This is a genomic window from Bacillus cereus group sp. Bce019 (assembly GCF_051781745.1).
GTDB lineage: Bacteria > Bacillota > Bacilli > Bacillales > Bacillaceae_G > Bacillus_A > Bacillus_A cereus.
In genome coordinates this window covers 23,986-48,348 of record NZ_JBPWJX010000029.1, presented here as the reverse complement: position 1 = coordinate 48,348, position 24,363 = coordinate 23,986, and the positions used below count along the sequence as shown (strand labels likewise).

The following is a 24,363-nucleotide window of genomic DNA, read 5'->3' as shown; positions in this document are numbered from 1 at the left end:
AGTTAGTTTGTCTAGCATCTAAAATAAAAATTGACGTTTCACGTTGTTTGTTTCGTTCAGTTTTCAAAGAACTACTTCGTCGCTCAGAAGCGACTTTATCAATATAACATTTCGTTATATTTTCGTCAACAACTTTTTTCAATAAGTTGTTTTTCGTTTGTTTTGTTTGTTACCTTTCGTGGCAACGAATATAAATATACCAGTTTGATTATTAAAATGCAATAGTTTTTCTAATAAAATTTTTAACTTAGTAAAAAAGTATAAAAACAGCACATTTCTTCTATATAAATATAATTTCTCGCACTATCAAGACTTACTATACCCACGCAACTCATGCTCAAATAAAAAAAGCTTTGGAGAAATCTCCAAAGCTTAGTCTTGTTTATGGCGCATAGCAGGGAATAATAATACATCACGAATAGATGGTGCATTTGTTAATAACATAACTAGACGATCAATACCGATTCCTAATCCACCCGTAGGAGGCATACCGTACTCAAGAGCTTCAATATAATCGTCATCCATCATATGAGCTTCATCATTACCTTGTTCGCGCTCTTTTAATTGCGCTTCAAAACGTTCTTTTTGATCGATTGGATCATTTAACTCAGTGAATGCATTTGCATGTTCACGCGCAACGATAAATAATTCGAAACGATCTGTAAATCTTGGATCTTCATCATTCTTTTTCGCAAGCGGCGAGATTTCTACCGGATGACCGTAAATAAATGTTGGTTGGATTAATTCATCTTCTACTTTTTGTTCGAAGAATTCATTTATAATATGACCAACTTCCATTGTATCTTTAATTTCTACATTATGTTCTTTTGCAAGCTCACGTGCTTCTTCTACACTCATCGGATTCCAGAAATCAGCTCCAGAGTATTGCTTAATCGCATCTACCATATGAAGACGTGTCCATTCGGGTTCTAGATTAATTTCATAATCACCATACTGGATTGTTGTTGTACCCAGTACTTTTTTCGCGATATGAGCAACCATATCTTCTGTTAACTTCATAATATCTTTATAATCAGCGTATGCTTCATATAATTCAATCATCGTAAACTCAGGGTTATGACGAGTTGATACACCCTCATTACGGAATACACGGCCGATCTCATATACTTTTTCCAAACCACCCACAATAAGACGCTTTAAATGTAGCTCAATTGCGATACGCATATATAATTCCATATCTAACGCATTATGATGTGTAGTGAAGGGACGCGCAGAAGCTCCACCTGCAATTGCATGCATCATAGGTGTTTCCACTTCAAGATAACCGTTGTCATCTAGGTATCTTCTCATCTCACGAATGATTTTACTACGAGTAACGAACGTTTCACGACTTTCCATACTTGTAATTAAGTCTAAGTAACGTTGACGGTAGCGTTGTTCAACATCTTTTAATCCATGGTATTTATCTGGTAATGGACGAAGAGATTTCGTTAATAGCGTAAAGCCTGTTGCTTTTACTGAAAGTTCTCCAACGTTTGTTTTGAACACTTTACCTTCAATACCTACTAAATCACCTAAATCTGCTGTTTTAAATAATTCGTACTCGTCATCTCCAACAGCATCTTTACGAACATAAATTTGAACTTGTCCATGTAAATCTTGAACGTGTGCAAATCCAGCTTTCCCTTTTCCGCGTTTTGTCATAATACGACCAGCGATAGAAACAGCGATTTCCTTCTCCTCTAATTCTTCCTTAGAGAACTCTCCATATAGACTCACTAAATCAGTTGTTGAATTTGTGCGTTCAAATCTTTTACCGAACGGGTCAATTCCTTGTTCACGTAAATTATGTAGCTTTTCACGACGAACAATCAATTGGTCGTTTAATTCTTCGTGGTTCATGTTATCCATGATATTGATATCACTCCAGCTCTATTTAATTTTACAATATATACAGTATAGCATTTTCTACTCAACTAGAAAAACTGCCAGCAACTAACTGGCAGCTCTTCTTTCTTTCACGTAATTATAGGAAGTGTATAGAAGAATGTCAATCTCCTATGTCCATTATTAACCAACGTAAATTGTTTGTTGTTTCGCTTCCACTTCTTCTACAAATGTACCTAACACATTCGCAAGGTCTTCCCGTGTGTTACAAGCATTAATACCATTACGTACACTCGCATTACCACGAACACCTTTTAAATACCAAGCTGCATGTTTTCTCATCTCTCTTACAGCGACACTTTCGTTCTTTAAGTCAATAAGACGATCTAGATGTAACATACATACATCAATTTTCTCGCGCACTGTTGGTTCCGGCATTAATTCACCTGTCTCCAAATACTTTACCGTACGATAAATCATCCACGGATCTCCAAGAGCCGCACGACCAATCATAACACCATCTACACCAATTTCATCAAGCATACGCTTTGCATCTTGCGGCGTTGCGACATCACCATTTCCGATAACCGGGATATTTACAGATTGTTTTACTTGTTTAATAATATCCCAATCCGCTTTTCCTTCATACATTTGCACTCGTGTACGTCCGTGAACCGCCACAGCTTGGCCACCAGCACGCTCAACAGCCCTAGCATTTTCTATTGCGAAAATATGTTCTTCATCCCAACCGATACGCATTTTAACTGTAACCGGCTTTTCTACAGCATCTACAACCGCTGCTACCATTTCATATATTTTATTCGGATCTAAAAGCCACCTTGCCCCCGCATCACATTTAACGATTTTCGGCACTGGACAACCCATATTAATATCAATTATGTCTGCTGTCGTATATTTATCTACATATTTCGCAGCATCTACAAGAGTTTCTTTCTCTCCACCAAAAATTTGTAAACTTAATGGCTTTTCTCTCTCGTCGATATATAACATATCTAATGTTCTTTTATTATTAAGTAATATTGCCTTATCACTTACCATTTCAGCACAAACTAAGCCGGCACCAAATTCTTTTACTGTTAAACGGAATGCAGAGTTACACACTCCCGCCATCGGTGCTAGTACAACCGGATTTTTCATCTCGATATTTGCAATCTTTAACAATCAACCTACTCCTTCCTGTACAATCACTTTGGCATTAATTCCTCTATCGAAACATTTAATGCCTTAGCAACTTCTACTACAAAATCTTGAGAAGGCGATCTATTCCCTCTCTCAACCTCACCTAAAACAGATACAGATACCCCTAGTTCTTTAGCAAAACCTTCTTGTGTATAGCCTTTTAGCTTTCGAAAAGCACGAATGCGTCTTCCCCATTTTTCTGCTTCCATACCGTTACTCCCTCTCGCCTTTTCATTTCTTCTACTTGTGAACGTGAAATGTTTTGTTTTATGTCTTGATTAATCTCTAACAACGGAACGATAACAAAAGCTCTTTCAAACATCCGCGGATGCGGAACAATAAGATTCTCTGCTTCAATATTCTCTTGATTATAAAGTAAAATGTCAAGGTCGATAGTCCTCGGCCCCCACCTAATTTCCCTTTTTCTTCCTAGGTCATTTTCTACTTTTTGTGTTACTTTCAATAACTCTTGTGGTGATAAATTGGTAGAAATTTTTATAACTAAATTTAAAAAGCAACTTTGGTCAGTATAGCCAACTGGCTCAGTTTCATATACAGATGAAATATCATCAACCTGAATATAAGGATTTTTATTTAAAAACTGAATCGCTTCAGTTAGATACGTATAACGCTCTCCAATATTTGACCCTAATGCAATGTAAGCTATATTGTTCATGGACGTTCTCTCGTAATTTCTACTGCTACAGCACGATAATGACCCGGTATCGGTGGATCCGGCTTAATTACCTTAATTGTACAGCGTGAAATACTTTCATATTGTTTTAATATATCTGCAGCAATATTTTCAGCGATACTCTCCACAAGCTTATACTTTCTATCCTCAACAACTTTTCTACATAATTCGAAAAGCTCTCCATAATTGACCGAATGCTCTAAGTCATCACTTTCCCCTGCACGCTTTAAATCCAACTCCACCGTTAAGTCAACTTTAAATCTCTGACCTAATTTATTCTCCTCTGGGAACACACCATGATAACCATAAAACTCCATATCATGGATATAAATTTTATCCAATTACCTTACCCCCTTACCAATCATCGCATCCATCATTTTAGCCATACGCGCCATTTCTTTCACATCATGGACACGAACAAACTCACAGCCCTTTTCAATACCAAGACAAACGGTAGCTCCTGTTCCCTCAAGGCGTTCCTCCACTGGCAAATCTAATACGTGCCCAATAAAGGACTTTCTCGAAGTACCTAAGAGAACTGGATAACCTAGCACATTTAACTGTTCTAAATTACGCATCGCCTCTAAGTTCTGCTCAGGTGTTTTAGCAAAACCGATACCTGGATCTAAAATAATATTCTCATCTGGCACACCAGCATTTTTAGCAATTTTAATACTGTCATACAAATCAGCAATCATATCCGCCATTAAATTACGATAATTCATATTATCGCGGTTATGCATTAAAATGATGGGTACATCATAATGAGCTGCGACTTCAGCAATTTTTGGCTCCGCCTTCGCTCCCCAAATATCATTAATAATATGAGCACCAGCCTCAATTGCTTGCTTTGCAACTTCAGCTTTATATGTATCGATAGATATAGGCAATTTTACTTCTTTTGAAACTGCTTGAATCATCGGGACAACTCGCTTTATTTCTTCTTCTACTGATACTTTAGCAAAACCTGGGCGAGTAGATTCGCCACCAATATCAATAATATGAGCACCTTGACCTTGCATTTCTTTTGCGTGACGTACCGCAGCATCTACCTCGTTGTAACTCCCACCATCAGAAAACGAATCTGGTGTTACATTTAAAATCCCCATAATTAATGTTTTTTCATTTAAATTCAATGTATATTCGCCGCAGCGCAAATCATAATCCCACTTCAAACTACACATCTCCTCTTCGTAGTTCATTTCTGCTCCATAATTTCTCTCTTTGCATTCCATAAAGGTACATTAAACTTTTTGTAACCACTCCTACTTTACCCGGGAAATCCTGCGCTTCTATACGATAAAGCGGAACAATTTCTTGAATGGAGTTTGTTACGAAGACTTCATCCGCTGAAAGTAGCTCATCTTTTGTAAAGAAACCTTCCTTTACTTCTATATTTAATTCTTCAGCACTCTTTATAATAAACGCACGAGTGATACCATTTAAAATCCCTGTCTCTAACGAAGGTGTATATAAAACATCACCTTTCACAAAAAATAGATTCGAAACAATGCCCTCTGCAACATAACCTGCTTCAGTGAGGAAAATACCTTCCTTACTCACAACATTTCCAATTTCACGCTTCCCTAAAATATTATTTAAATAGTGATGAGACTTCAGGCGAAATGTCCCTTCCGGTGTATTTCGCACTTGTTTTAGAATAACACCTTCTTTTTCCACTACATCCCCTGGAGCTGTTAAAGGTTTTATAAAAACAATAACAGAAGGCTCTTCATACATTTCCGTTTGTAATCCTATTTCATCTATACCCGCCGATACATTAAAACGTACATATGCATGCTTCAATTCATTCTTAGCGAGTAAATCTTTCAAAATAAGCATCACATCATTTTTTGTCATTGTCCATTTAATTTGCAATGTATCCAGCGCCTCTATTAAACGGTTATAATGATCATCCAATAAGAAAGGATGACCATTATAAATACGAAACGTTTCAAAAACTCCAAGACCATATAAATAACCATGATCATAAGGAGAAATTCTCGCTTCACTTGCTTCTACATACTGACCATTTACGTAAATTAACATAATGTCGCACTTGGACTGTATTTACGAATGAAATTCTGCAACAGCTCTTTCCCATGAGAAGTCATAATAGATTCTGGATGGAATTGCACACCCTCTATCGGCAATGTCTTATGACGAAGTGCCATAATTTCCCCTTCCTCTGTCCAAGATGTTACCTCTAAGCAATCGGGTAACGTCTCTTTCTTAACAATAAGGGAATGATAGCGCGTCGCAGTAAACGGATTAGGAATATCCGAAAAAATCGTCTTTCCATCATGATGCATAAGCGACGTTTTTCCATGCATTAATCGCTCTGCACGGACAACCTCTCCACCAAACACTTGTGCAATGGATTGATGCCCTAGACAAACACCAAAAATCGGAATCTTTCCAGCAAAGTATTTAATAACTTCCATACTAATCCCAGCTTCATTAGGACTGCACGGACCTGGAGAAATCATTAGAAAATCTGGTTTCATATTCTCAATATATGAAATGGTCACTTCATCGTTACGTTTAACAACGAGCTCTTGTCCAAGTTCTCCAAGAAACTGCACTAAATTAAATGTAAAAGAATCATAATTATCAATCATTAATATCATTTCTCTCACCTAACCGTTTCTTCACTACGTTCTTTTGCACGCCATAAAGCAATCGCCTTTTTTAACGACTCTTTATATTCATTTTCCGGATTTGAATCAATTACAATTCCCGCCCCTGCTTGTACATGAGCTTTTCCATCTTTAGCAAGAAGTGTTCTAATTACAATATTCAATTCTGTATCTCCAGAATAACCAATCCAACCGATTGACCCTGTATAAATCCCTCTTCGAACAGGTTCTAATTCCTCAATAATTTCCATCGTACGTATTTTTGGGGCACCAGTAATTGTTCCCCCAGGGAATACAGCCTTCACTAAATCAAAAGCATCTTTATCTTCTTCCACCTCACCACGTACATTAGAAACAATATGCATAACATGCGAGTATTTCTCAATTACCATAAATTCATCTACTTCTACAGTGCCATATTTACAAACACGTCCTAAATCATTTCTTTCTAAATCCACAAGCATTACATGCTCTGCTCTTTCTTTTTCGTTCTCAATTAATTCTCTTGCTAATTCTTCATCCTCTTGCTCATCCGCGCCTCTAGATCTCGTTCCAGCAATTGGTCTTGTACTTACTTCAGTTCCTTGTTTCTTAATTAACAACTCTGGCGATCCACTAACGATTTGAAAATCCCCAAGCTCCAGGTAACCCATATATGGAGATGGATTAATTTCACGAAGACTTGTATAAATTTCTAGTGGGTGTGTCTGTAACGTTCTTTCTTGTCTCGTCGACAAGTTTACTTGGAACACATCACCCGCTCCAATATATTCTTGAATACATTCAACTGCCTTCATAAAGCCAGCTTCAGTAAAAGCAACTGCTTCACTTTTCTTTTCAGGACTTTCAAAGGGCACGGTCACTTCAGGCGCTTCTGTCATCCAAAGACTCTTCCACTCATTTAGCCGTTCTTTCGCCTCTTCATATTTATCTACATAATGCGTAATAACCCATAACACTTGTTCTTTTTGATCATAGACAAATACGTCATCAAATAATAAAAAGAAGATGTCAGGTATATCAATATCATCTTCCGCAAGAGAAGGCAGCTTTTCAATATAACGGATACAGTCATAACTGAAATAGCCAATTGCACCACCTTGAAAAGGCGGATACTCTGGGTTATAGTCCGTCTTCCATTGTTCCATATATTCTTGCATTAAATCTAACGGATTCCCTCGTTTTATTGTTTCCTTACCACTTTCACTTATATGTAACGTTTCATCCTTCCCTCGGATTACCGCTACTGGGTTCAGTCCTACAATGTTATAACGACCGCCACGGCCGCTTTCTAACAAAATATGTTGCGATTTACCCTGAGAAAGAAATTTATATTGCTTAAAGAAATCTAACTGATATGGAATAGAAAGCGCTAAAGATTTTCTTCGTTGCATATCAACACCCCGTCTTCTTTTATCCCACCCTCTTAGATAAACCAGCTCAAACTACATAAGTTATTTATATAGAGATTGATTATACTCGAAGGCTAGTGAAAATAATTTAATTATACTACCTCTTATTTTACATGAAGTTTTCTAGTCATTCACTCTTTTCCTATTTCCAATCCCAAAAGAAAAAGCACCCTTTTTCAAGGATGCTTTTTCAATCGCGTTTAATTAGGATTCAAATTGATAAAGTGGTGTACTTAAATAACGTTCACCGTTACTCGGGATAATAACAAGTACCTTTTTCCCTTTACCTAACTTTTTCGCAACCTCTGTTGCTGCATAAATAACTGCGCCTGAAGAGATACCAACTAAAATACCTTCCTCTTTAGCCACTCTTCTCGCATATTCAAATGCTTGCTCTGTTTTCACTTGAATAATTTCATCATATACTTCTACATCCAACGTCTCCGGAACAAATCCCGCACCAATTCCTTGGATTTTATGTGGACCTGGCTTCCCACCAGATAATACTGGTGAATCTGCAGGTTCTACTGCATAAATTTTAATATCTTTATACGCTTCCTTCAGTACTTCACCAGCACCAGTAATCGTTCCACCTGTACCAATACCTGCAATAAACGCATCTAATTGGTCGCCCATTTGTTCAATAATTTCTGGACCTGTTGTTAAACGGTGAATTTCTGGATTCGATTGGTTTTTGAACTGTTGTGGTATAAAGTAGCCATGTTCTTTTGCTAATTCAGTCGCTTTACGAATTGCTCCACCCATTCCTTCAGGCCCTGGAGTCAATACTAATTCCGCACCGTAAGCACGTAATAAATTACGACGCTCAATACTCATTGTTTCTGGCATTACTAAGATTGCATTATATCCTTTAGCAGCCGCTACCATCGCTAAACCAATTCCTGTGTTACCACTTGTCGGCTCAATGATTGTATCGCCCTCTTTTAATAATCCCTTTTTTTCAGCATCTTCAATCATAGCTAATGCGATACGATCTTTAACACTACTCCCCGGATTCATAAATTCTAATTTTAAGTATATATCTGCGCTGTCTGATTCTACGATGCGGTTCAACTTAACGATCGGCGTTTTCCCGATTAATTCTGAAACTGATTGTGCCACTCGCATTCCTGTCACTCCTAACACCGAGTATTTTTATTGGTTTTATCTATATTTAGATTTTGTCAGAAAATTCCCTGTTTGTCAATTCATTTGGAGGATTGCTCCTCTTAATTCCCTTATTACAAATTCTCGATTAAATTTGTAATATCTTCTTTAGAGAACTTGTATCGTTCATTACAGAAATGACAGTGAACTTCTGTCTCTTCCTCTTCTTCACGAACTTGCTCTAACTCTGTTTTACCTAAACTAATTAATACACTCTCAATACGCTCGCGTGAGCATGTGCAATTAAATTGAACATCCATTGTTTCTAATACTTTTACTTTATCTTCTCCAAGAACTGCATATAGTAGCTCTTCCGGAGAAAGACCTTGTTCAATCAACGTTGATACAGGTGGAATCTTTTGTAAACGGTCTTCAATAAATGAAATCGTTTCATCTTGCGCACCCGGCATAATTTGAAGGATGAATCCACCTGCCGCTAATATGCTATCATCTCCATTTACAAGAACACCAACACCTACAGAAGAAGGCGTTTGTTCAGAAACTGCAAAATAATACGTAAAGTCTTCTCCTAATTCTCCTGAAACGATTGGAGATTGACCAATAAACGGCTCACGCATTCCAATATCTTTAATTACAGTTACAAACCCCTCTGTACCTACCGCTTGATATACACGTAACTTCCCTTGTTCTGTTCCTTCAAAATCAACATGCGGATTCGTTACATAACCACGTACATCTCCATTTGCATGAGCATCTACTAAGATAGGGCCAATTGGGCCGTTACCTTCTACCTTAATCGTTAACTTTTGCTCGCCCTTTAACATTGCGCCCATCATTGTACCCGCAGTCAAAGAACGCCCTAGTGCCGCTGAAGCTGTTCTCCATGTATCATGACGTCTTTGCGCCTCACTTACTGTATTTGTTGTACGCACACTATACGCACGCACTTCTCCATCAAATGCTAACGCTTTTACTAAATAATCTTTCATACGTATTTATTCACCTTTCTCATGCTGTAAATTTGCATTACGTTCATATAACATATACAAACCTTTTAACGTTAAAAACGGATCTACAATATCAATTACATTCGATTCTTCGGAAATTAATTTTGCCAATCCACCTGTTGCAATAACTTTAGGTTCTTGTCTAGCTTCTTCTTTCATACGCTTAACAATACCTTCCACTTGTCCAACATAACCATAAAGAATACCAGATTGCATCGCACTTACTGTATTTTTCCCAACAACACTGCTTGGTTTTGTAATTTCGATACGAGGAAGTTTTGCTGCTCTGCTATATAAAGCCTCTGCTGAAATCATAATTCCTGGCGTAATAACTCCACCCATATAATGTTTTTCTTCGTTAATATAACAATATGTAGTAGCCGTACCAAAATCAACAATAATGAGCGGACTTCCATATAAGTGGATTCCTGCTACTGCATTTACAATTCGGTCTGCGCCTACTTCACGCGGATTTTCATATTTAATATTTAGTCCTGTTTTTATCCCAGGTCCTACTACAAGCGGTTTAATTTTAAAATATTTTTCACACATGCGCTCTAAAGCAAACATAATTGGTGGTACGACTGAAGATACAATGATACCTTTCACATCTTCAAACGAAAGACCCTCATGCTCAAGCAATTGCTTTACAAGCATTCCATATTCATCTTCTGTCTTATGACGATCTGTTTCCATGCGCCAATGCTGACGAAGTTCCCCCTCTTCAAACACACCTAGTACAGCATTTGTGTTCCCTACATCCAATACAAAAATCATATTCTCACCACTTATCTTATTTAATCTATATTTGTGCAGTATGTATAAAACTTATAAAAACATCATATCACACATACTTATATAATCAGCTTTCCTATCCTCATCATTTTACAAAAAGATTGCTCTCTATTTCAATTTTTAATACTAGTTTTACTTAAATTACTTTATCCACTAAGTTCTCAATAGTAATTAACAAAGATTTTAACAAACAAAAAAGGAGTGACGATAGTCACTCCTTCACTTCTTACTTATCTTCTTTATCTTCATCGTCTTTCTTCATGTTGATGTTTACTTTCACATCATCTGAAGATGTTGGACGTTCTGGCAATCTGCCGTAATCACATAAATGATTGATTTGCTCTGCATCTAACGTTTCTACTTCAAGTAACGTTTGTGCGATAATATCTAGTTTATCACGGTTTTCAGTAAGAATTTGTTTTGCACGAGCATAACATTCTTTCATAATTGATTGCATTTCCATATCGATTTCATGTGCAATCGCATCACTATAGTTTTGTTCTGAGTGGAAGTCTCTTCCTAAGAACACTTGACCACCTTGCGAGCTACCAAATTGCATCGGTCCAAGTTTGTCACTCATACCAAATTCCGTAACCATACGTCTTGCAATACCAGTCGCACGTTGGAAGTCATTATGAGCACCTGTACTCACTTCACCAAATACAATCTCCTCAGCTACTCGGCCACCAAGTAAACCAGTGATTTTATCAAGTAACTCTGGTTTCGTCATGAAGTAACGATCTTCTTTCGGAAGCATTACCGCATATCCACCAGCCTGACCACGAGGGACAATTGTTACTTTATGAACGACATCTGCTTCATCGAGAACAACACCAATTACAGTATGACCTGCTTCATGGAAAGCAACGATATTACGTTCTTTTTCAGAGATAACACGACTTTTCTTAGCTGGACCTGCAATAACACGATCCGTCGCTTCATCGATATCACTCATATCAATTTTCTTCTTATCTTGACGTGCAGCTACTAAAGCAGCTTCGTTTAATAAGTTTTCAAGATCCGCACCAGAGAATCCTGGTGTACGAGTCGCAATTGCTCTTAAATTAATATGCTCATCAAGTGGTTTATTACGCGCATGTACTTTCAGTACAGCTTCACGGCCATTTACATCTGGACGATCTACTGTAATTTGACGGTCAAAACGACCTGGACGTAATAACGCTGGGTCAAGAATGTCTGGACGGTTTGTCGCAGCAACGATAATAATACCTTCGTTTGCACCGAATCCATCCATTTCAACAAGTAATTGGTTCAATGTTTGCTCACGCTCATCATGACCACCACCAAGACCTGCGCCACGTTGACGACCTACTGCATCAATTTCATCAATGAAAATGATACAAGGAGCATTTTTCTTTGCATTTTCAAATAAATCACGTACACGTGATGCACCGACACCGACAAACATCTCTACGAAGTCAGAACCACTGATAGAGAAGAATGGAACGCCAGCCTCACCTGCAACAGCACGTGCTAATAAAGTTTTACCTGTACCTGGAGGTCCAACTAATAGGACACCCTTTGGAATACGAGCACCAACTTCAGAGAACTTACGAGGGTCTTTCAAGAATTCAACTACCTCAACAAGTTCTTGTTTCTCTTCATCCGCACCAGCAACATCTCTGAAACGAACTTTTTTCTTTTCATCATTATATAACTTCGCCTTACTTTTCCCGAAGTTCATAACACGGCTACCGCCGCCTTGAGCTTGGTTTAATAAGAAGAAGAATAAAATGAAGATGATGACAAATGGAATGATTGAAGTAAAGAATGTTACCCAAGCACTTGTTTCTTCTGCTGGTTGATACTTAACTTCGGCACCTTTCGCTTTATCATTAATTTTCTTTTGTAATTCCTCAGTATTTGGTGCATAAGTAACAAATTGTTCTCCTTGGCTAGAGTTATTAAATTGTCCTTTTACCTCAAATACACCATTTTTCGGTTGAAGTTGCACATTACGCACTTCACCGCTTTCTAGTTTAGTAATGAATTTGTCGTAGCTAACTGATGTCGTTTTTTGTGTCGAACCATTAAAATAGCTCACGATTCCAATTACTACTAAGAATATCAGTAAATAAAAGATGGTATTACGGAAGATACGATTCATTCCTAACCTCCTCTCACGGCATAAACACTATAGTAAATCGTAACATAGAAAAACTTTCCTATACAATTGTGAAGCCTATATTTAATTAATTTGAGTAAACGCTTGGTTTTAATACGCCTACATAAGGAAGATTACGGTATTGCTCTTTATAATCTAATCCATACCCTACTACAAATTCATGTGGAACAGTAAATCCAACATAATCCGCTTTCAGATCAACCTTACGGCCTGTTGGCTTATCTAATAATGTAACAATTTTTACAGACTTCGCTTTACGATATTTGAATAAGTCTACTAAGTAGCTTAGTGTAAGACCACTATCAATAATATCTTCGACGATTAAAATATCGCGACCTTCTACAGAAGTATCAAGATCTTTTAAAATTTTCACTTCGCCTGTTGAAACTGTAGAGTGACCGTAACTAGATACAGCCATAAAATCCATTTCAAGATATGTATCTGTTCTCTTTAATAAATCTGCCATGAATGGCATTGCGCCTTTTAATACACCAATTGCAAGAGGTACTGTGTTTTTATAATCCTCTGCAATAATTGCACCTAGTTCGCGCACCTTTTCTTGTATTTGCTCTTCAGAAATTAATACTTTTTCGATATCTTGATTCATCATTTCATTATCCTCCCGGAAGACTCCTTGCTTTTGTAGTGAATAATCATATATTTATCCTTCTTTGCCATCTCTTTCGAAATTGCAAATGCAGATCGTTTCAACAAGGGTACCCAAATAATAGTCCCACTTGCATCACAAACGACCGGCCATTCTTCTCTTTTTTCTTTCGGTACTTTCGCTTCGATAAAAATAGCTTTTATCTTTTTCGTGCCATTCATACCTTGTATTGACATGCGATCTCCATTTTCTCTAGAACGAATACGAAGTGGATATGATATATCATTATACTTAGCAACAAATACTGTTTCATTCATGTTACTTGGTATATCTTCGCTCACCTCTGTTACAAATTCATCCCCGTTCAATAGCGTAATGGTCCCGGGTACTGATAAATCTTGTGAAAAAGGAGAGACAATTTCTTGTTTAAATCTAAAGCTACACTCCTCGTATGAACGAACAATTTTCAAATCACCTGGAAAATCAAGTGAACCTGAAGGTTGTGTCCGCTTAAAAAACTCAATCAACTTGTCAATATGTATAGAAGAAAGAGAAGATGGAATCTTATATTCATAAAGATAGTTTAATATTAGTTGAATCCCTCTTCTTTGTAAAGGCATAGACATGGATTCAAAGGCAGGAATTGATAAGCTAATTTGTTTATCACTTTTTTTTGTAATTACTTTATTCATTTTCTCAAAAGCTAATTCCTGCAAATAAGCCTCATCCTCTTGCATCTGCACGCTAAATTTTTGGAATTTCTCATGCATTTGTGGATTTTCTTCTTTCAAATGAGGAAGGACATATTTACGTAATCGATTCCTTGTATATACTTCCTTTTTATTACTCGGATCTATACGTGGCATTAAATTTAGCTTATTACAGTAATCAACAATTTCTTCCTTCGTTACGCCAAGTAACGGCCTAATTAAATATCCATTATGAAAAGGACGCTTCACTGCAATTCCTGCATATCCTTTCGGAGTACTCCCTCTTACAAGACGCATTAAAATTGTCTCGACTTGATCATCTCCATGATGTCCAAGAGCAACATATCTCGCATCATATTTCTTCATTATTCTTTCCAAAAATGCATATCTGCATTCTCTCGCAGCAACCTGTGCATTCATTCCGTATTGCTGTTGATATTGTGATACATTAATCCTTATCGTTTCACAAATAATTCCCAGTTCTTCACAAAGGCCCTGCACAAACTGTAAATCCTCATAAGATTCATCACCTCTAAACATATGATCCACATGAGCAACTACAATTTCCAACTGTTTTTCCGCTCTTTTTTCTAATAAATAATATAAAAGCGCTAACGAGTCAGGGCCACCAGAAACTCCCACAACAATTGTTGAATCATTCTTTAATACATCATGCTGCTTTACAAAGTCATCTACTTTTTCAACAAATGTATCTTTCAACTTCGCAATCACCTTTCATTAAACAAGAACAGCAACCTTAGTCGCCTTGTCTACAATGGTACAACTTTTACAAACATTGTGCAAAAAAAAGATATACAAAAATTACATTTTTATCTTACATCCTCCGTGTATATTCAAAAAATTAATAACATTACCTTTTCCCACAAAAAAACCTAGGTATTTCACCTAGGTTTTTAAAATCAAATTATAGATAAACATTCCACTTACATTTTACTGCGCCTGCATTCCTACAATCGGAATCGTAGCCCACTTCGGCATATTTTTCTTCACTTTTGCCACTACAATAGTCATATCATCATTTATATAACCATCACAAGAGCGAATCACTTCTTCCATAATGATATCAGCAATTTCTTGCGGGTCTTCGGTTTGCAATTCTTTAATTTTTCGTTTCATCCACAATTCATGATTCTCCACATGCTGTGCTCCTTCAAAAATCCCATCGCTCATCATAATAAGAATATCGCCCGTTTTTAATTGTTCACCCACCACATCAACTTCAACATCTTCGATGATTCCCATCGGCAAATTACTTGCTTCAATTTTCAAAATATTATTTGCGCGTTTAACAAAACTCGGCGTCGATCCAATCTTTAAAAACCTTGCACTCGCATCCCGCAAATCTACCATAGCTAAATCTAATGTCGTAAACATTTCTTCTGTCGTTCTCAAAGAAAGAATTGAATTGATAGACTTAATTGCTATTTCTTCATCAATGCCTGATTGGAGTATTTTTTGTAATAATTTCACCGTTTCCTTACTTTCCATATGAGCTCTTTGCCCATTACCCATACCATCACTAATCGCAAGTGCATATTTACCAACACTTAAATCCATCATCGCATAAGAGTCACCCGAAACAAATCCACCGCCTTTTGCAGCTGTAGCCAATCCTGTATCAAGAGAATACGTCTTCGCCGAACCAAATGATATTAAACTATGGCCATTTGGATAAGAAGACTTTTCTTCATGTTTAACGACAATATTTTCTTTAAGGATATCTGAAAGCATCGGTGCAACTAACTTTTCACACTCACCATGTTCATTAGATGCAACTGGAATTAACATTTCAATATCAATACTTCCTCTATCTAAACAATAAATATCAACATGCTCTACTTCGACACCAAAATCTCGAAACGCTTGCATAATCTGTTCTTCCTGCACTTGATGATTTTCACGCTCTCGTTGTATCTCCTTAGCAAAATCCTCCATAACCTTTGATACACCTAATAGTTGCTCCGCTACTATTCTACGATTTTCCTTCATTTGTTTTCGTAACTTTTGTCCCTCATAGAAGTGATCTAATTCACCGGCTACTAAATCCGTCACTTTTTTCCCTCTCACACAATGCTTGTCCCACTCACGAACTAATTTACGATTATGTTGCAGGGTTCCTTCTTCCGTTTCATTCATTATTTGTTTCATATAATCGTACGTTTTATCAAAATTCACTACCCAGCATTGATCCTTTTTAAAGCATGTTTGACATGTTTTCGCAGTAATTGTACTCAAAAACAAATCTGCTTCTGTCTCTTTATCTTCTTCCTCTACATACCCATATACAGAAAAGCTATTAGATAAAGCAGCAAATACATTTGCAAATTGGTTGATTTTATTTGCTGTAACATCACGCATCCTTCTTAAATATTGTTGTTGATCTTGCGAATGCTCTTGTGTACCTGGCATAAATTTAGCAATACGATCCAAAACAAGCTTCGGTGTTAATAAGAAGATAACAATCGCTACACCTGACTCAATTAAAGTTGTTACAATATTTGTCTGTTTGTCTACATATAATGTAATTAAGCTTGTCCCAATTAATAAACCTAAACTAACACCTAAACGCTTTCCTTCTTTTAACAATCCACCAAGCAATCCAGAAAAAGCAAGAAGGCTAAGCTGAGACAAGCTAGACACATTTGCTAAACTTAATATTAGTCCTGTTACAACCCCCACTGTAGATCCTGTGGCAGCACCCGCAATAAATGCAAATACTAGCACTAAATACCTTGTAAAAATATGTTGAATAGAAGCATCATATACAAACCAATCTGTTGTACCCGTTAAAACAGATGCTAGTAATATAATCAAACAAACAATTTCTTCCGTCTCTAATGCCTGTTGTTTTCCTTTCCTTTCCACTAAAAGTGGGACACTTTGTAAAAATATCATAGTTAATACGAAACTAAGCCCAGCCTCAATGGTACTAACGAGTAAATCGTACATGGTGACAGTTTGTTGCGCAAAATATACAACAACTAAGTGTGCGGTTAATGCGGAGATAAATACTTGAAATGGAACAAGTCCAACAGTTTTACGTGTAAATCGACTAAAGAAGATATTATAAATGAAGAAGGTAAAGATAGATGCAAAGGTAAAAAACAAATTATCTATCGATACTGAAAGAGCTCCTCCCATTAGAGCTAAAAATGCTAGCGGCATCTTATCCCGCTTCATAACATAAACAGCAGCAAAAAATGGCAGTGCAAACGGTAAAATATTTGTTAATATATATGCTCGTCCCAAAAGAAAACCAATAACAACAATAATAAATCCCCATCTAAAGAAAACTTGCTCAAATTTCATTCGCAACTTACTCGTCCACTTTATTCCACCAAGCTGACTCTCATTCATTGCCAATGCACTTGTATTCATAGTATTCCTTCCTGCTTTAGGCATATTTTTAACACCACCTGCATAGTTTAATTACTGTCATTATAAAAGATGATTGTTGGTTTTTTTGTCAAAACAACAGTTTTCACTTTTATAATCGTTCGACTTTTTATTCGAAATAACTCTACAGATATACACGGTATGTAAGTTATTTTCGGGATTTTAATTAAATATTCAGAAAATATAGGGTGATTTTGTAGAATTGTTGTATATCTTCATTTATTTAACAAAAAAAGATCATGCAAATTTGCATGATCTTTTTAGATGACCCGTACGGGATTCGAACCCGTGTTACCGCCGTGAAAGGGCGGTGTCTTAACCACTTGACCAACGGGCCGTTAAATTAAATATAGCGGCGGAGGGGATCGAACCCCCGACCTCACGGGTATGAACCGTACGCTCTAGCCAGCTGAGCTACACCGCCATGTCGTCTTATTTAACGGACAATTAGTATCTTACATCAGATACTAATTAAAGTCAACACATCTCAAAAACTTTTTTAAAAATATATTTTTACATATAAAAAAGCACCCTGAGCCATCACTCTGGGTACCTCTCTATATGTTAAAAACTAAACGTCCTTATTATCCGCGACGCGCGCCACGGCCACCACGTTTAGACTCTGTGTTACGCTTTAAAGAAGTTAAGCGATCTTCGCTATCTTTTAAGAAGCGTGCCATCTTTTGCTCAAATGTTTCTTTCGGAGCTCGGTCGTTACCGCCACCGCGATTATCTCTGTTGAAAGAGCGATTATTACGTTGTGGACGTCCAGAACGTTGTTGATCACCACCGCGTTGGTATTCACCACGTGGACGATCTCCTTCTGTTTTTTCACGTTCTTTCGCTTTTTTGATAGATAAACCAATCTTTCCATCTTTTTCAACATTAATAACTTTTACTTCTACTTGGTCGCCCACTTTTAAGTGATCGTTAATATCTTTTACATAGTTATCAGCAACTTCACTAATATGAACAAGACCCGTTAAGCCCTCTGGCAGCTCCACAAAAGCCCCAAAATTTGTAATACCTGTTACTTTACCCTGTAACTTGCTGCCTACCTCGATTGACATAAAAAAAATGCTCCTCCTTAGTGGTTAAAAAGTCAAATTTTACTTTATTATATATAATCCTAAAATATAGTGTCAATAAGACATACTCTACTTAGAAACAGGAAAAATTATCTCCCCTTTACCAGAGAAGAAATAATCCCTTCTAGCAATCTTTAATACGTACTCTTCATCATTTAACTTTTGAACTTCGTCTTTTAGACTTTTTTCTTTATTCGTTAATGAATCCAGTTCTTTTTTCATGTCCTTAACTTTTGCTTCTTTTGCTTTAATGGAACTGTTTTGTTGATAAAACGTTACACTAATACTCGCAATAATTGTAAAAGTAAAGACAAGAAAAACCGCTAAACGGCGATAAAGTCGCTTCCTGTTCTCATCCGTTTGTATTATATGCTCTTTAACAGGATTTGGACTCTGTTTTTCGATTGTTCTTTGTCTCAGTTCCCTCATTTCCGAGGTCCCCCTAACTTCTTTTTTATATGCTCCCATAGTTGGAAGATATGTCCCTTCAATTTTGCTATATATTGCAGGAACCCTATATGTTTCACTATAAAAAGTTTAACACGATTAGGGAGAAGTTTCCATATGAGCGAAGCAATAAATCGAACAGGCCAGAAAAAAACTTTCCATATGAAAAGTAATATCCAAATCACCATTTTCCATAACACATGTCCAATTGAAAGCAGTATACGAAATAAGAATAATATAAATGCAATAAATAGCTGCGCTATAATAATAACAGGTTTTATCATGAGTAGCTGTATAATTCGAACAAAAAAATATGTTGTTTGCATAAAAATATAGATGAGAAAATTTAACAGCTTCATGTATAGTGCCTTCAATAAGCTTTGATATGCCGCAAAACCACATAATAATGCCAAAAACACATATATACGTAGCTCAGCTTCATTTACGAGAAGCAATACATAAAAGACGAATAATGCTTGGACAATCCAAAATAATATATCATGTATAAATACAAGCCAACGTTTACGTTCTTGGCGCTTTAAAAAACGTTGATATGTATCTAAAGACGCTCCAATCCAAGCACCCATTCCAATCATTGAAAGCATTGTATACAACTGAATTGTTAAGCTCATTTAAACAACTTACTAAAGAAACCTTTAGTTTTTTCCCCTTGATTTTCATCGATATACAGCATCTCATTAACTTTCCCTTTAATCGACACAATACCTTTTTCCACATCTAAATTTTTCATTTGTAAATTTTGACCACGAATCGTTAAAAAACCCATTACGGTCTCTAGTAAAAACTCTTCGCTATCAAAACTCTCTACCTGCTTCACACCGGTAATATCAATTATACGCCTGCCACGCATAATAATGTCATGCTCTACAGAAACATTTTGTTGATTAGAAGACGTAGGTGAGTAACCATTATTCACGTAAATCCCCCCATAGGTTTTTACTAGCTAATAGTAATGTATGAGGGGATACATGATTTTAGAACAAGCCTTCTTCCGCTTTTACTTTTTCTTCACGAACTAAGCTATACATATTTGCTGCATCTTCTTTTTTAGTTGTTTCTTTTAATTCATTTATTTTTACAGTCACTATTTTTTGACCAAAACGAATTGTTAATTCATCAGCTACTTTCACATCAGAACTCGCTTTTGCCACTTGACCATTAATAGATATTCTTCCTTGATCAGCTACTTCTTTCGCTAATGTTCTTCTTTTAATTAAACGTGATACTTTTAAAAACTTATCTAGACGCATATCAAATCCCCCTATTAACGCTCTGTTTGTTTCGCTTCTTCCCATAAAACATCTAACTGTTCTAATGATAAATCTTTCATCTCTTTATTCATTTCAGCTACTTTTGCCTCCATGTATAAAAAACGACCAGTAAATTTCTCATTAGTTGAACGTAACGCCTCTTCTGGATCTATTTTGTAATGACGAGCTATATTAACAAATGCAAATAGTAAATCACCAAACTCACCCAGCATCTTTTCCTCATCCATATTTGTAACCTCTTGTTGGAACTCTTGCCATTCTTCCAAAGCTTTCTCTATCATCGGTTGCACATCAACCCAATCAAATCCAACCTTACCAGCTTTCTTCTGAATTTCATAGGCGCGTAGTAACTGTGGCAAACTTTTGGGAACGCCATTTAAAACAGATTCTTTCACGAATCCTTTTTCTTGTTTTTTAATTTCTTCCCAATTTGCAATCACTTCATCAGCGCTGTTTACATCCGTATTTCCAAACACATGCGGATGGCGACGAACCATTTTCTCAGATAGAGCTCGAATGATATCATCTATAGAGAACCAACCTTCATCTTCTCCGATTTGAGCATGAAGCATAACTTGTAATAATATATCACCTAATTCTTCTACTAAGTGATCATCATCCTCTTCATCGATTGCTTCCAACACTTCATAAGCTTCCTCAATTAAATATTTCTTTAATGATTGATGTGTTTGCTTTTTATCCCACGGACAACCATTTGGACCACGAAGTTCCGCAATAATTTCTCTAAGAACATCAAACTGTTGATACAAGGACGCACGCTCCTGAACTGGCGGCACGTACACACTCGTTAAATTATTCAATTCCGTTTCATGATCTAACATGTACAACGGTACCTTCTTTACTTGTTCAAATGAAGTTCCTGCAGCTGTTACGATATACACTTCATAATCATCTGGTAACATCTCCATTAATGTTAATTTCACATCAGATGCAACGAATGCATCATATACTTGGCAAAAGATTAAATGTTGACGCAGTTCTAATTGCCCTCTTTCAAATGATGTAGCATCAAGTAATTGGAATCCTTCAATCGGATCAATCTTTAGACTTGCAAACATAGGATCAAGGAAACTTTGTCCACCCTCAATTCGCACTTCAACATTTGAAACTTCTCCTTTTTCTAACAGCAGCTGAACTGTTCTTTCTGCTACAAGTGGATGCCCGGGAACAGCATAGATAATTTCTGTACCTTCAGCTTGTTCTAGCAATTTATTCGCAATTGTTTCATATACAATTTCAAACGTATCATGCGCTTCATATACAGCATCAAAAGACGTATATTGTACGCCTTCTTTCTCCAATTCTTCTATAACTGGATGTTCCTTCGTTCTAACAAACAGATGGTCTGCTTCTTTTATTTTTCGATATACACCCATCGTTAGCTGATCTAATTCACCAGCTCCTAAACCTAAAATAGTAATGATTCCACTCACAACCAGTCACCTCTATCCACTCTTCTTCAATGAACCTTCTTTTTTCTCTTGTTTCATAACGGTTCCTAATTCTTTTTTTGTAAATACACGTAATTTCAAAATAAAAAACATATATGTCAATCCGCCGATGGCTACACCTAACAACGCTTCAAGCGTCGCGCTTCCTCTATGTTCCGTATTAATTACTAATCCAGACATCTGTAACACACGTGTGAACATCATTAATACAAACCCCATACAGATACCACTAATTACTATCCCTAACATATTTCGCTTATTGATAAGTGCCCCTGATACAGCTCTCGTAAGCAACAAACTATTTAATCCAGAGATTATAATTAACGCACATAAAGTCGCAAAAGCTGCACCTTTCACACCAAAATAAGGCATGAATATATAATTTAACGCTAACTTTAAGCAACCTCCAAATACAACAAATAACGCTGGCTTAAACGTTTGCCCTAATCCTTGTAAAATAGAAGCTGTCGTAATTGACAATGAACTAAATAAAATAGATAACGATAAAATAGATAAAACATCTGATCCATCACTGTTTTCAAACAACATAATATTGGTAGGTTGAATAATACAAGTTAGTCCAATAGCTGCTGCAAGTCCAATAACAAATGTTATTTTCATTGCTAACTTTACCTTTTCTTGAATAAAGGAAAGATCTCCTCTTTCCTTCGCCGCTGTAATAATCGGAATAAGTGACAACGAGAAAGAAGTCGTCACAACAGTACCTAATTGCATTAGCGGAATACTTCTATCATAAACACCCTTTAATACCTTTGCATTTTCAGCCTGTTCTCCCGCACCAATAAGTAAGCTGTAAAAGGACACTGAATCAGCCATCTGTATAAAAATAAGCACTAAATTACTAACACAAATCGCTAACCCCTGCCAAAAAAGGATTTTAACTATCTTCCTTTTACCCTTAATTCTCGCTGCACTTTTGAAGAATATAGAACGAAAATCTTGACGCATATACAATATAAGTACAATAATCCCAATAAGTCCACCCGCAATTGAGCCTAACATAGCCCCTGCACCAACTGTATATAAATCAAATCCGTGAGCAATTAGGAATAGTGATAAAAACACAATAATAGAAACTCGAATTGTTTGTTCTATTACTTGCGAAACAGCCGTTGGCATCATATTATTAAATCCTTGAAAATACCCTCTTGCTACAGACAAAAATGGCATCAATAAGAATGAAAATGAAATAACACGTAGTAACTTATCTAAGTGTATATCGCCCATAGCTACCGCAATTGTTTCGGCCCCAAAAAACAATGTAAAGAAGCCTATAAAACCAATTCCTAATAAGAACCAAAAAGATACACAAATAATTTCTTCTGCTTCTTTTTGTTTTCCCCGCTCTAGTCGTTCTGCAACCATTTTCGAAATGATAACAGGAAATCCATAAGTAGCTAAAATTAAACAAAATCCATAAAATGGGTAAATTTGTTGGTAAATATAAAACCCAATATCCCCCGCTATATTTTGATATGGAATACGGTAAAAAGCGCTTAATACTTTTGTAACGAAACTTGCAATCGTTAATATAATAGCCCCACGCCAAAAGGCTTGATACTTCTTCGCTTCCATACAAGAAAACTCCTTTTTCTATTCTCACCTCTCGTATTATATCATAAAGAAAAGAACAAACTCCCTTACCAACACGGGTAATAATGAGTTCCTAAATGTTAAAAATATTCAACGAAAAAAGGTAGCAAAGTGCTACCTTCATTCAATATACATATATCTCCAAATAATTGATTTCTCAAAAAGAAAGATCATAATTAGGAAAGATTGCTACTTCTAAAATCAATATACCCTTACTGTTCCATTTGTTTCGCTAAGAAACTGGCAGCAGTATTAACCGCTTTATGCTCGATCTCGCTTATAATGGCTTCTTTTGAAAAAATAATGACGGCTCCAATCGGATCTCCGTTTGCAACAATCGGTCCAACTGTATAAGAATGAACCTTTTCTGTTACACCATCAATAATGGAAATATCACTTTCATCCGTCATAATAACAGACTTTCGTTCTTCCATCGTTTTTTCAATTAGATCGCCAACACTTTTATTTAAGTATTCTTTTTTCGATACGCCTGATACTGCGATGATAGAATCTCGATCACACACAAGCACATTATGTCCTAAGCTGTCATATAAAGCATCAGCATATTCTTTCGCAAAATCACCTAGCTCACTAATTGGAGAATACTTCTTTAAAATTACCTCTCCATCGCGATCAACAAATATTTCTAGTGGGTCTCCTTCTCGAATACGTAAAGTTCTACGAATTTCCTTCGGGATTACGACCCTGCCTAAATCATCAATTCGACGTACGATTCCAGTTGCTTTCATTCTAATGCTGCCTCACTTTCTACTGATGATCAAAGTGGTGAATTTACCTGTTCATGTAAAAATCACCAACTGTTAGATATAGTATTTTACACATTAGT

The 24,363-nt window shown here is 36.5% G+C and carries 24 protein-coding genes and 2 tRNA genes; all 26 read right to left on the bottom strand.

Annotated features, from left to right (window positions below; translation table 11 throughout):
- Positions 1–372 precede the first annotated feature (372 nt).
- Positions 373–1,872 carry a lysine--tRNA ligase gene (lysS, locus tag ACS2QP_RS25525; RefSeq protein ID WP_438882963.1) on the bottom strand — a complete coding sequence of 500 codons (1,500 nt, stop codon included), beginning with the start codon at positions 1,870–1,872 and terminating at the stop codon, positions 373–375.
- A 159-nt stretch (positions 1,873–2,031) separates the two neighbouring features.
- Positions 2,032–3,030 carry a tRNA dihydrouridine synthase DusB gene (dusB, locus tag ACS2QP_RS25520; protein ID WP_000912251.1) on the bottom strand — a complete coding sequence of 333 codons (999 nt, stop codon included), beginning with the start codon at positions 3,028–3,030 and terminating at the stop codon, positions 2,032–2,034.
- Between the two features lie 23 nt (positions 3,031–3,053).
- Positions 3,054–3,257 carry a helix-turn-helix domain-containing protein gene (locus ACS2QP_RS25515; RefSeq protein WP_000387031.1) on the bottom strand — a complete coding sequence of 68 codons (204 nt, stop codon included), beginning with the start codon at positions 3,255–3,257 and terminating at the stop codon, positions 3,054–3,056.
- Complete coding sequence (gene folK, locus ACS2QP_RS25510) at positions 3,209–3,724, bottom strand: 2-amino-4-hydroxy-6-hydroxymethyldihydropteridine diphosphokinase (RefSeq protein ID WP_001059450.1); 516 nt, start codon at positions 3,722–3,724, stop codon at positions 3,209–3,211. The genes ACS2QP_RS25515 and folK overlap by 49 nt, the downstream gene beginning before the upstream one ends.
- Positions 3,721–4,083, bottom strand: a complete 363-nt coding sequence (gene folB, locus ACS2QP_RS25505) for a dihydroneopterin aldolase (RefSeq protein WP_000358062.1) — start codon at positions 4,081–4,083, stop codon at positions 3,721–3,723. Before folB ends, folK begins: the two co-directional genes overlap by 4 nt.
- A complete protein-coding gene (gene folP, locus ACS2QP_RS25500) occupies positions 4,084–4,944 on the bottom strand; it encodes a dihydropteroate synthase (RefSeq protein WP_002164656.1) in 861 nt (286 codons plus the stop codon).
- Positions 4,919–5,791 (bottom strand): aminodeoxychorismate lyase, encoded by an 873-nt coding sequence (pabC, locus tag ACS2QP_RS25495; RefSeq protein ID WP_000909884.1) that lies wholly within the window; start codon positions 5,789–5,791, stop codon positions 4,919–4,921. Before pabC ends, folP begins: the two co-directional genes overlap by 26 nt.
- Positions 5,785–6,372 carry an aminodeoxychorismate/anthranilate synthase component II gene (gene pabA, locus ACS2QP_RS25490; protein ID WP_438882962.1) on the bottom strand — a complete coding sequence of 196 codons (588 nt, stop codon included), beginning with the start codon at positions 6,370–6,372 and terminating at the stop codon, positions 5,785–5,787. Before pabA ends, pabC begins: the two co-directional genes overlap by 7 nt.
- 5 nt (positions 6,373–6,377) lie before the next feature.
- The gene (gene pabB, locus ACS2QP_RS25485) at positions 6,378–7,775 is read right to left on the bottom strand and encodes an aminodeoxychorismate synthase component I (RefSeq protein WP_199631015.1); all 1,398 of its coding nucleotides are present in this window, start codon (positions 7,773–7,775) and stop codon (positions 6,378–6,380) included.
- A 222-nt stretch (positions 7,776–7,997) separates the two neighbouring features.
- On the bottom strand, positions 7,998–8,921 hold the full coding sequence (gene cysK, locus ACS2QP_RS25480) for a cysteine synthase A (RefSeq protein ID WP_001261712.1): 924 nt from the start codon (positions 8,919–8,921) through the stop codon (positions 7,998–8,000).
- Positions 8,922–9,034: 113 nt separating this feature from the next.
- Positions 9,035–9,910, bottom strand: coding sequence for a redox-regulated molecular chaperone HslO (gene hslO, locus ACS2QP_RS25475; protein WP_000656372.1), 876 nt, complete (start codon positions 9,908–9,910; stop codon positions 9,035–9,037).
- Positions 9,911–9,916: 6 nt separating this feature from the next.
- Positions 9,917–10,705, bottom strand: coding sequence for a type III pantothenate kinase (locus tag ACS2QP_RS25470; RefSeq protein WP_000578368.1), 789 nt, complete (start codon positions 10,703–10,705; stop codon positions 9,917–9,919).
- A 244-nt stretch (positions 10,706–10,949) separates the two neighbouring features.
- Positions 10,950–12,851 (bottom strand): ATP-dependent zinc metalloprotease FtsH, encoded by a 1,902-nt coding sequence (gene ftsH, locus ACS2QP_RS25465; RefSeq protein ID WP_001079674.1) that lies wholly within the window; start codon positions 12,849–12,851, stop codon positions 10,950–10,952.
- A gap of 85 nt (positions 12,852–12,936) precedes the next feature.
- The gene (gene hpt, locus ACS2QP_RS25460; RefSeq protein ID WP_000981842.1) at positions 12,937–13,479 is read right to left on the bottom strand and encodes a hypoxanthine phosphoribosyltransferase; all 543 of its coding nucleotides are present in this window, start codon (positions 13,477–13,479) and stop codon (positions 12,937–12,939) included.
- Entirely contained in the window at positions 13,476–14,906 is a 1,431-nt protein-coding gene (tilS, locus tag ACS2QP_RS25455) for a tRNA lysidine(34) synthetase TilS (RefSeq protein ID WP_153582601.1), read from the bottom strand. Before tilS ends, hpt begins: the two co-directional genes overlap by 4 nt.
- 231 nt (positions 14,907–15,137) lie before the next feature.
- Complete coding sequence (gene spoIIE / locus ACS2QP_RS25450) at positions 15,138–17,609, bottom strand: stage II sporulation protein E (protein ID WP_001123552.1); 2,472 nt, start codon at positions 17,607–17,609, stop codon at positions 15,138–15,140.
- Positions 17,610–17,868: 259 nt separating this feature from the next.
- Positions 17,869–17,940 (bottom strand) — tRNA-Glu (locus tag ACS2QP_RS25445).
- Positions 17,941–17,953: 13 nt separating this feature from the next.
- Positions 17,954–18,027: transfer RNA gene (locus ACS2QP_RS25440), tRNA-Met, on the bottom strand.
- A 160-nt stretch (positions 18,028–18,187) separates the two neighbouring features.
- Positions 18,188–18,673 (bottom strand): S1 domain-containing RNA-binding protein, encoded by a 486-nt coding sequence (locus tag ACS2QP_RS25435; protein WP_000021451.1) that lies wholly within the window; start codon positions 18,671–18,673, stop codon positions 18,188–18,190.
- An 87-nt stretch (positions 18,674–18,760) separates the two neighbouring features.
- A complete protein-coding gene (gene divIC, locus ACS2QP_RS25430) occupies positions 18,761–19,120 on the bottom strand; it encodes a cell division protein DivIC (protein WP_001208739.1) in 360 nt (119 codons plus the stop codon).
- Positions 19,117–19,770 (bottom strand): spore cortex biosynthesis protein YabQ, encoded by a 654-nt coding sequence (yabQ, locus tag ACS2QP_RS25425; RefSeq protein ID WP_000059772.1) that lies wholly within the window; start codon positions 19,768–19,770, stop codon positions 19,117–19,119. Before yabQ ends, divIC begins: the two co-directional genes overlap by 4 nt.
- Complete coding sequence (yabP, locus tag ACS2QP_RS25420; RefSeq protein WP_001059104.1) at positions 19,767–20,075, bottom strand: sporulation protein YabP; 309 nt, start codon at positions 20,073–20,075, stop codon at positions 19,767–19,769. The genes yabQ and yabP overlap by 4 nt, the downstream gene beginning before the upstream one ends.
- A 58-nt stretch (positions 20,076–20,133) precedes the next feature.
- The gene (locus tag ACS2QP_RS25415) at positions 20,134–20,409 is read right to left on the bottom strand and encodes an RNA-binding S4 domain-containing protein (RefSeq protein ID WP_001234876.1); all 276 of its coding nucleotides are present in this window, start codon (positions 20,407–20,409) and stop codon (positions 20,134–20,136) included.
- A gap of 14 nt (positions 20,410–20,423) precedes the next feature.
- Positions 20,424–21,884 (bottom strand): nucleoside triphosphate pyrophosphohydrolase, encoded by a 1,461-nt coding sequence (gene mazG, locus ACS2QP_RS25410; protein WP_326235422.1) that lies wholly within the window; start codon positions 21,882–21,884, stop codon positions 20,424–20,426.
- Between the two features lie 12 nt (positions 21,885–21,896).
- Positions 21,897–23,498, bottom strand: a complete 1,602-nt coding sequence (locus ACS2QP_RS25405; RefSeq protein WP_410980029.1) for a putative polysaccharide biosynthesis protein — start codon at positions 23,496–23,498, stop codon at positions 21,897–21,899.
- Positions 23,499–23,728: 230 nt separating this feature from the next.
- A complete protein-coding gene (spoVT, locus tag ACS2QP_RS25400) occupies positions 23,729–24,265 on the bottom strand; it encodes a stage V sporulation protein T (protein ID WP_000648302.1) in 537 nt (178 codons plus the stop codon).
- Between the last annotated feature and the right edge of the window lie 98 nt (positions 24,266–24,363).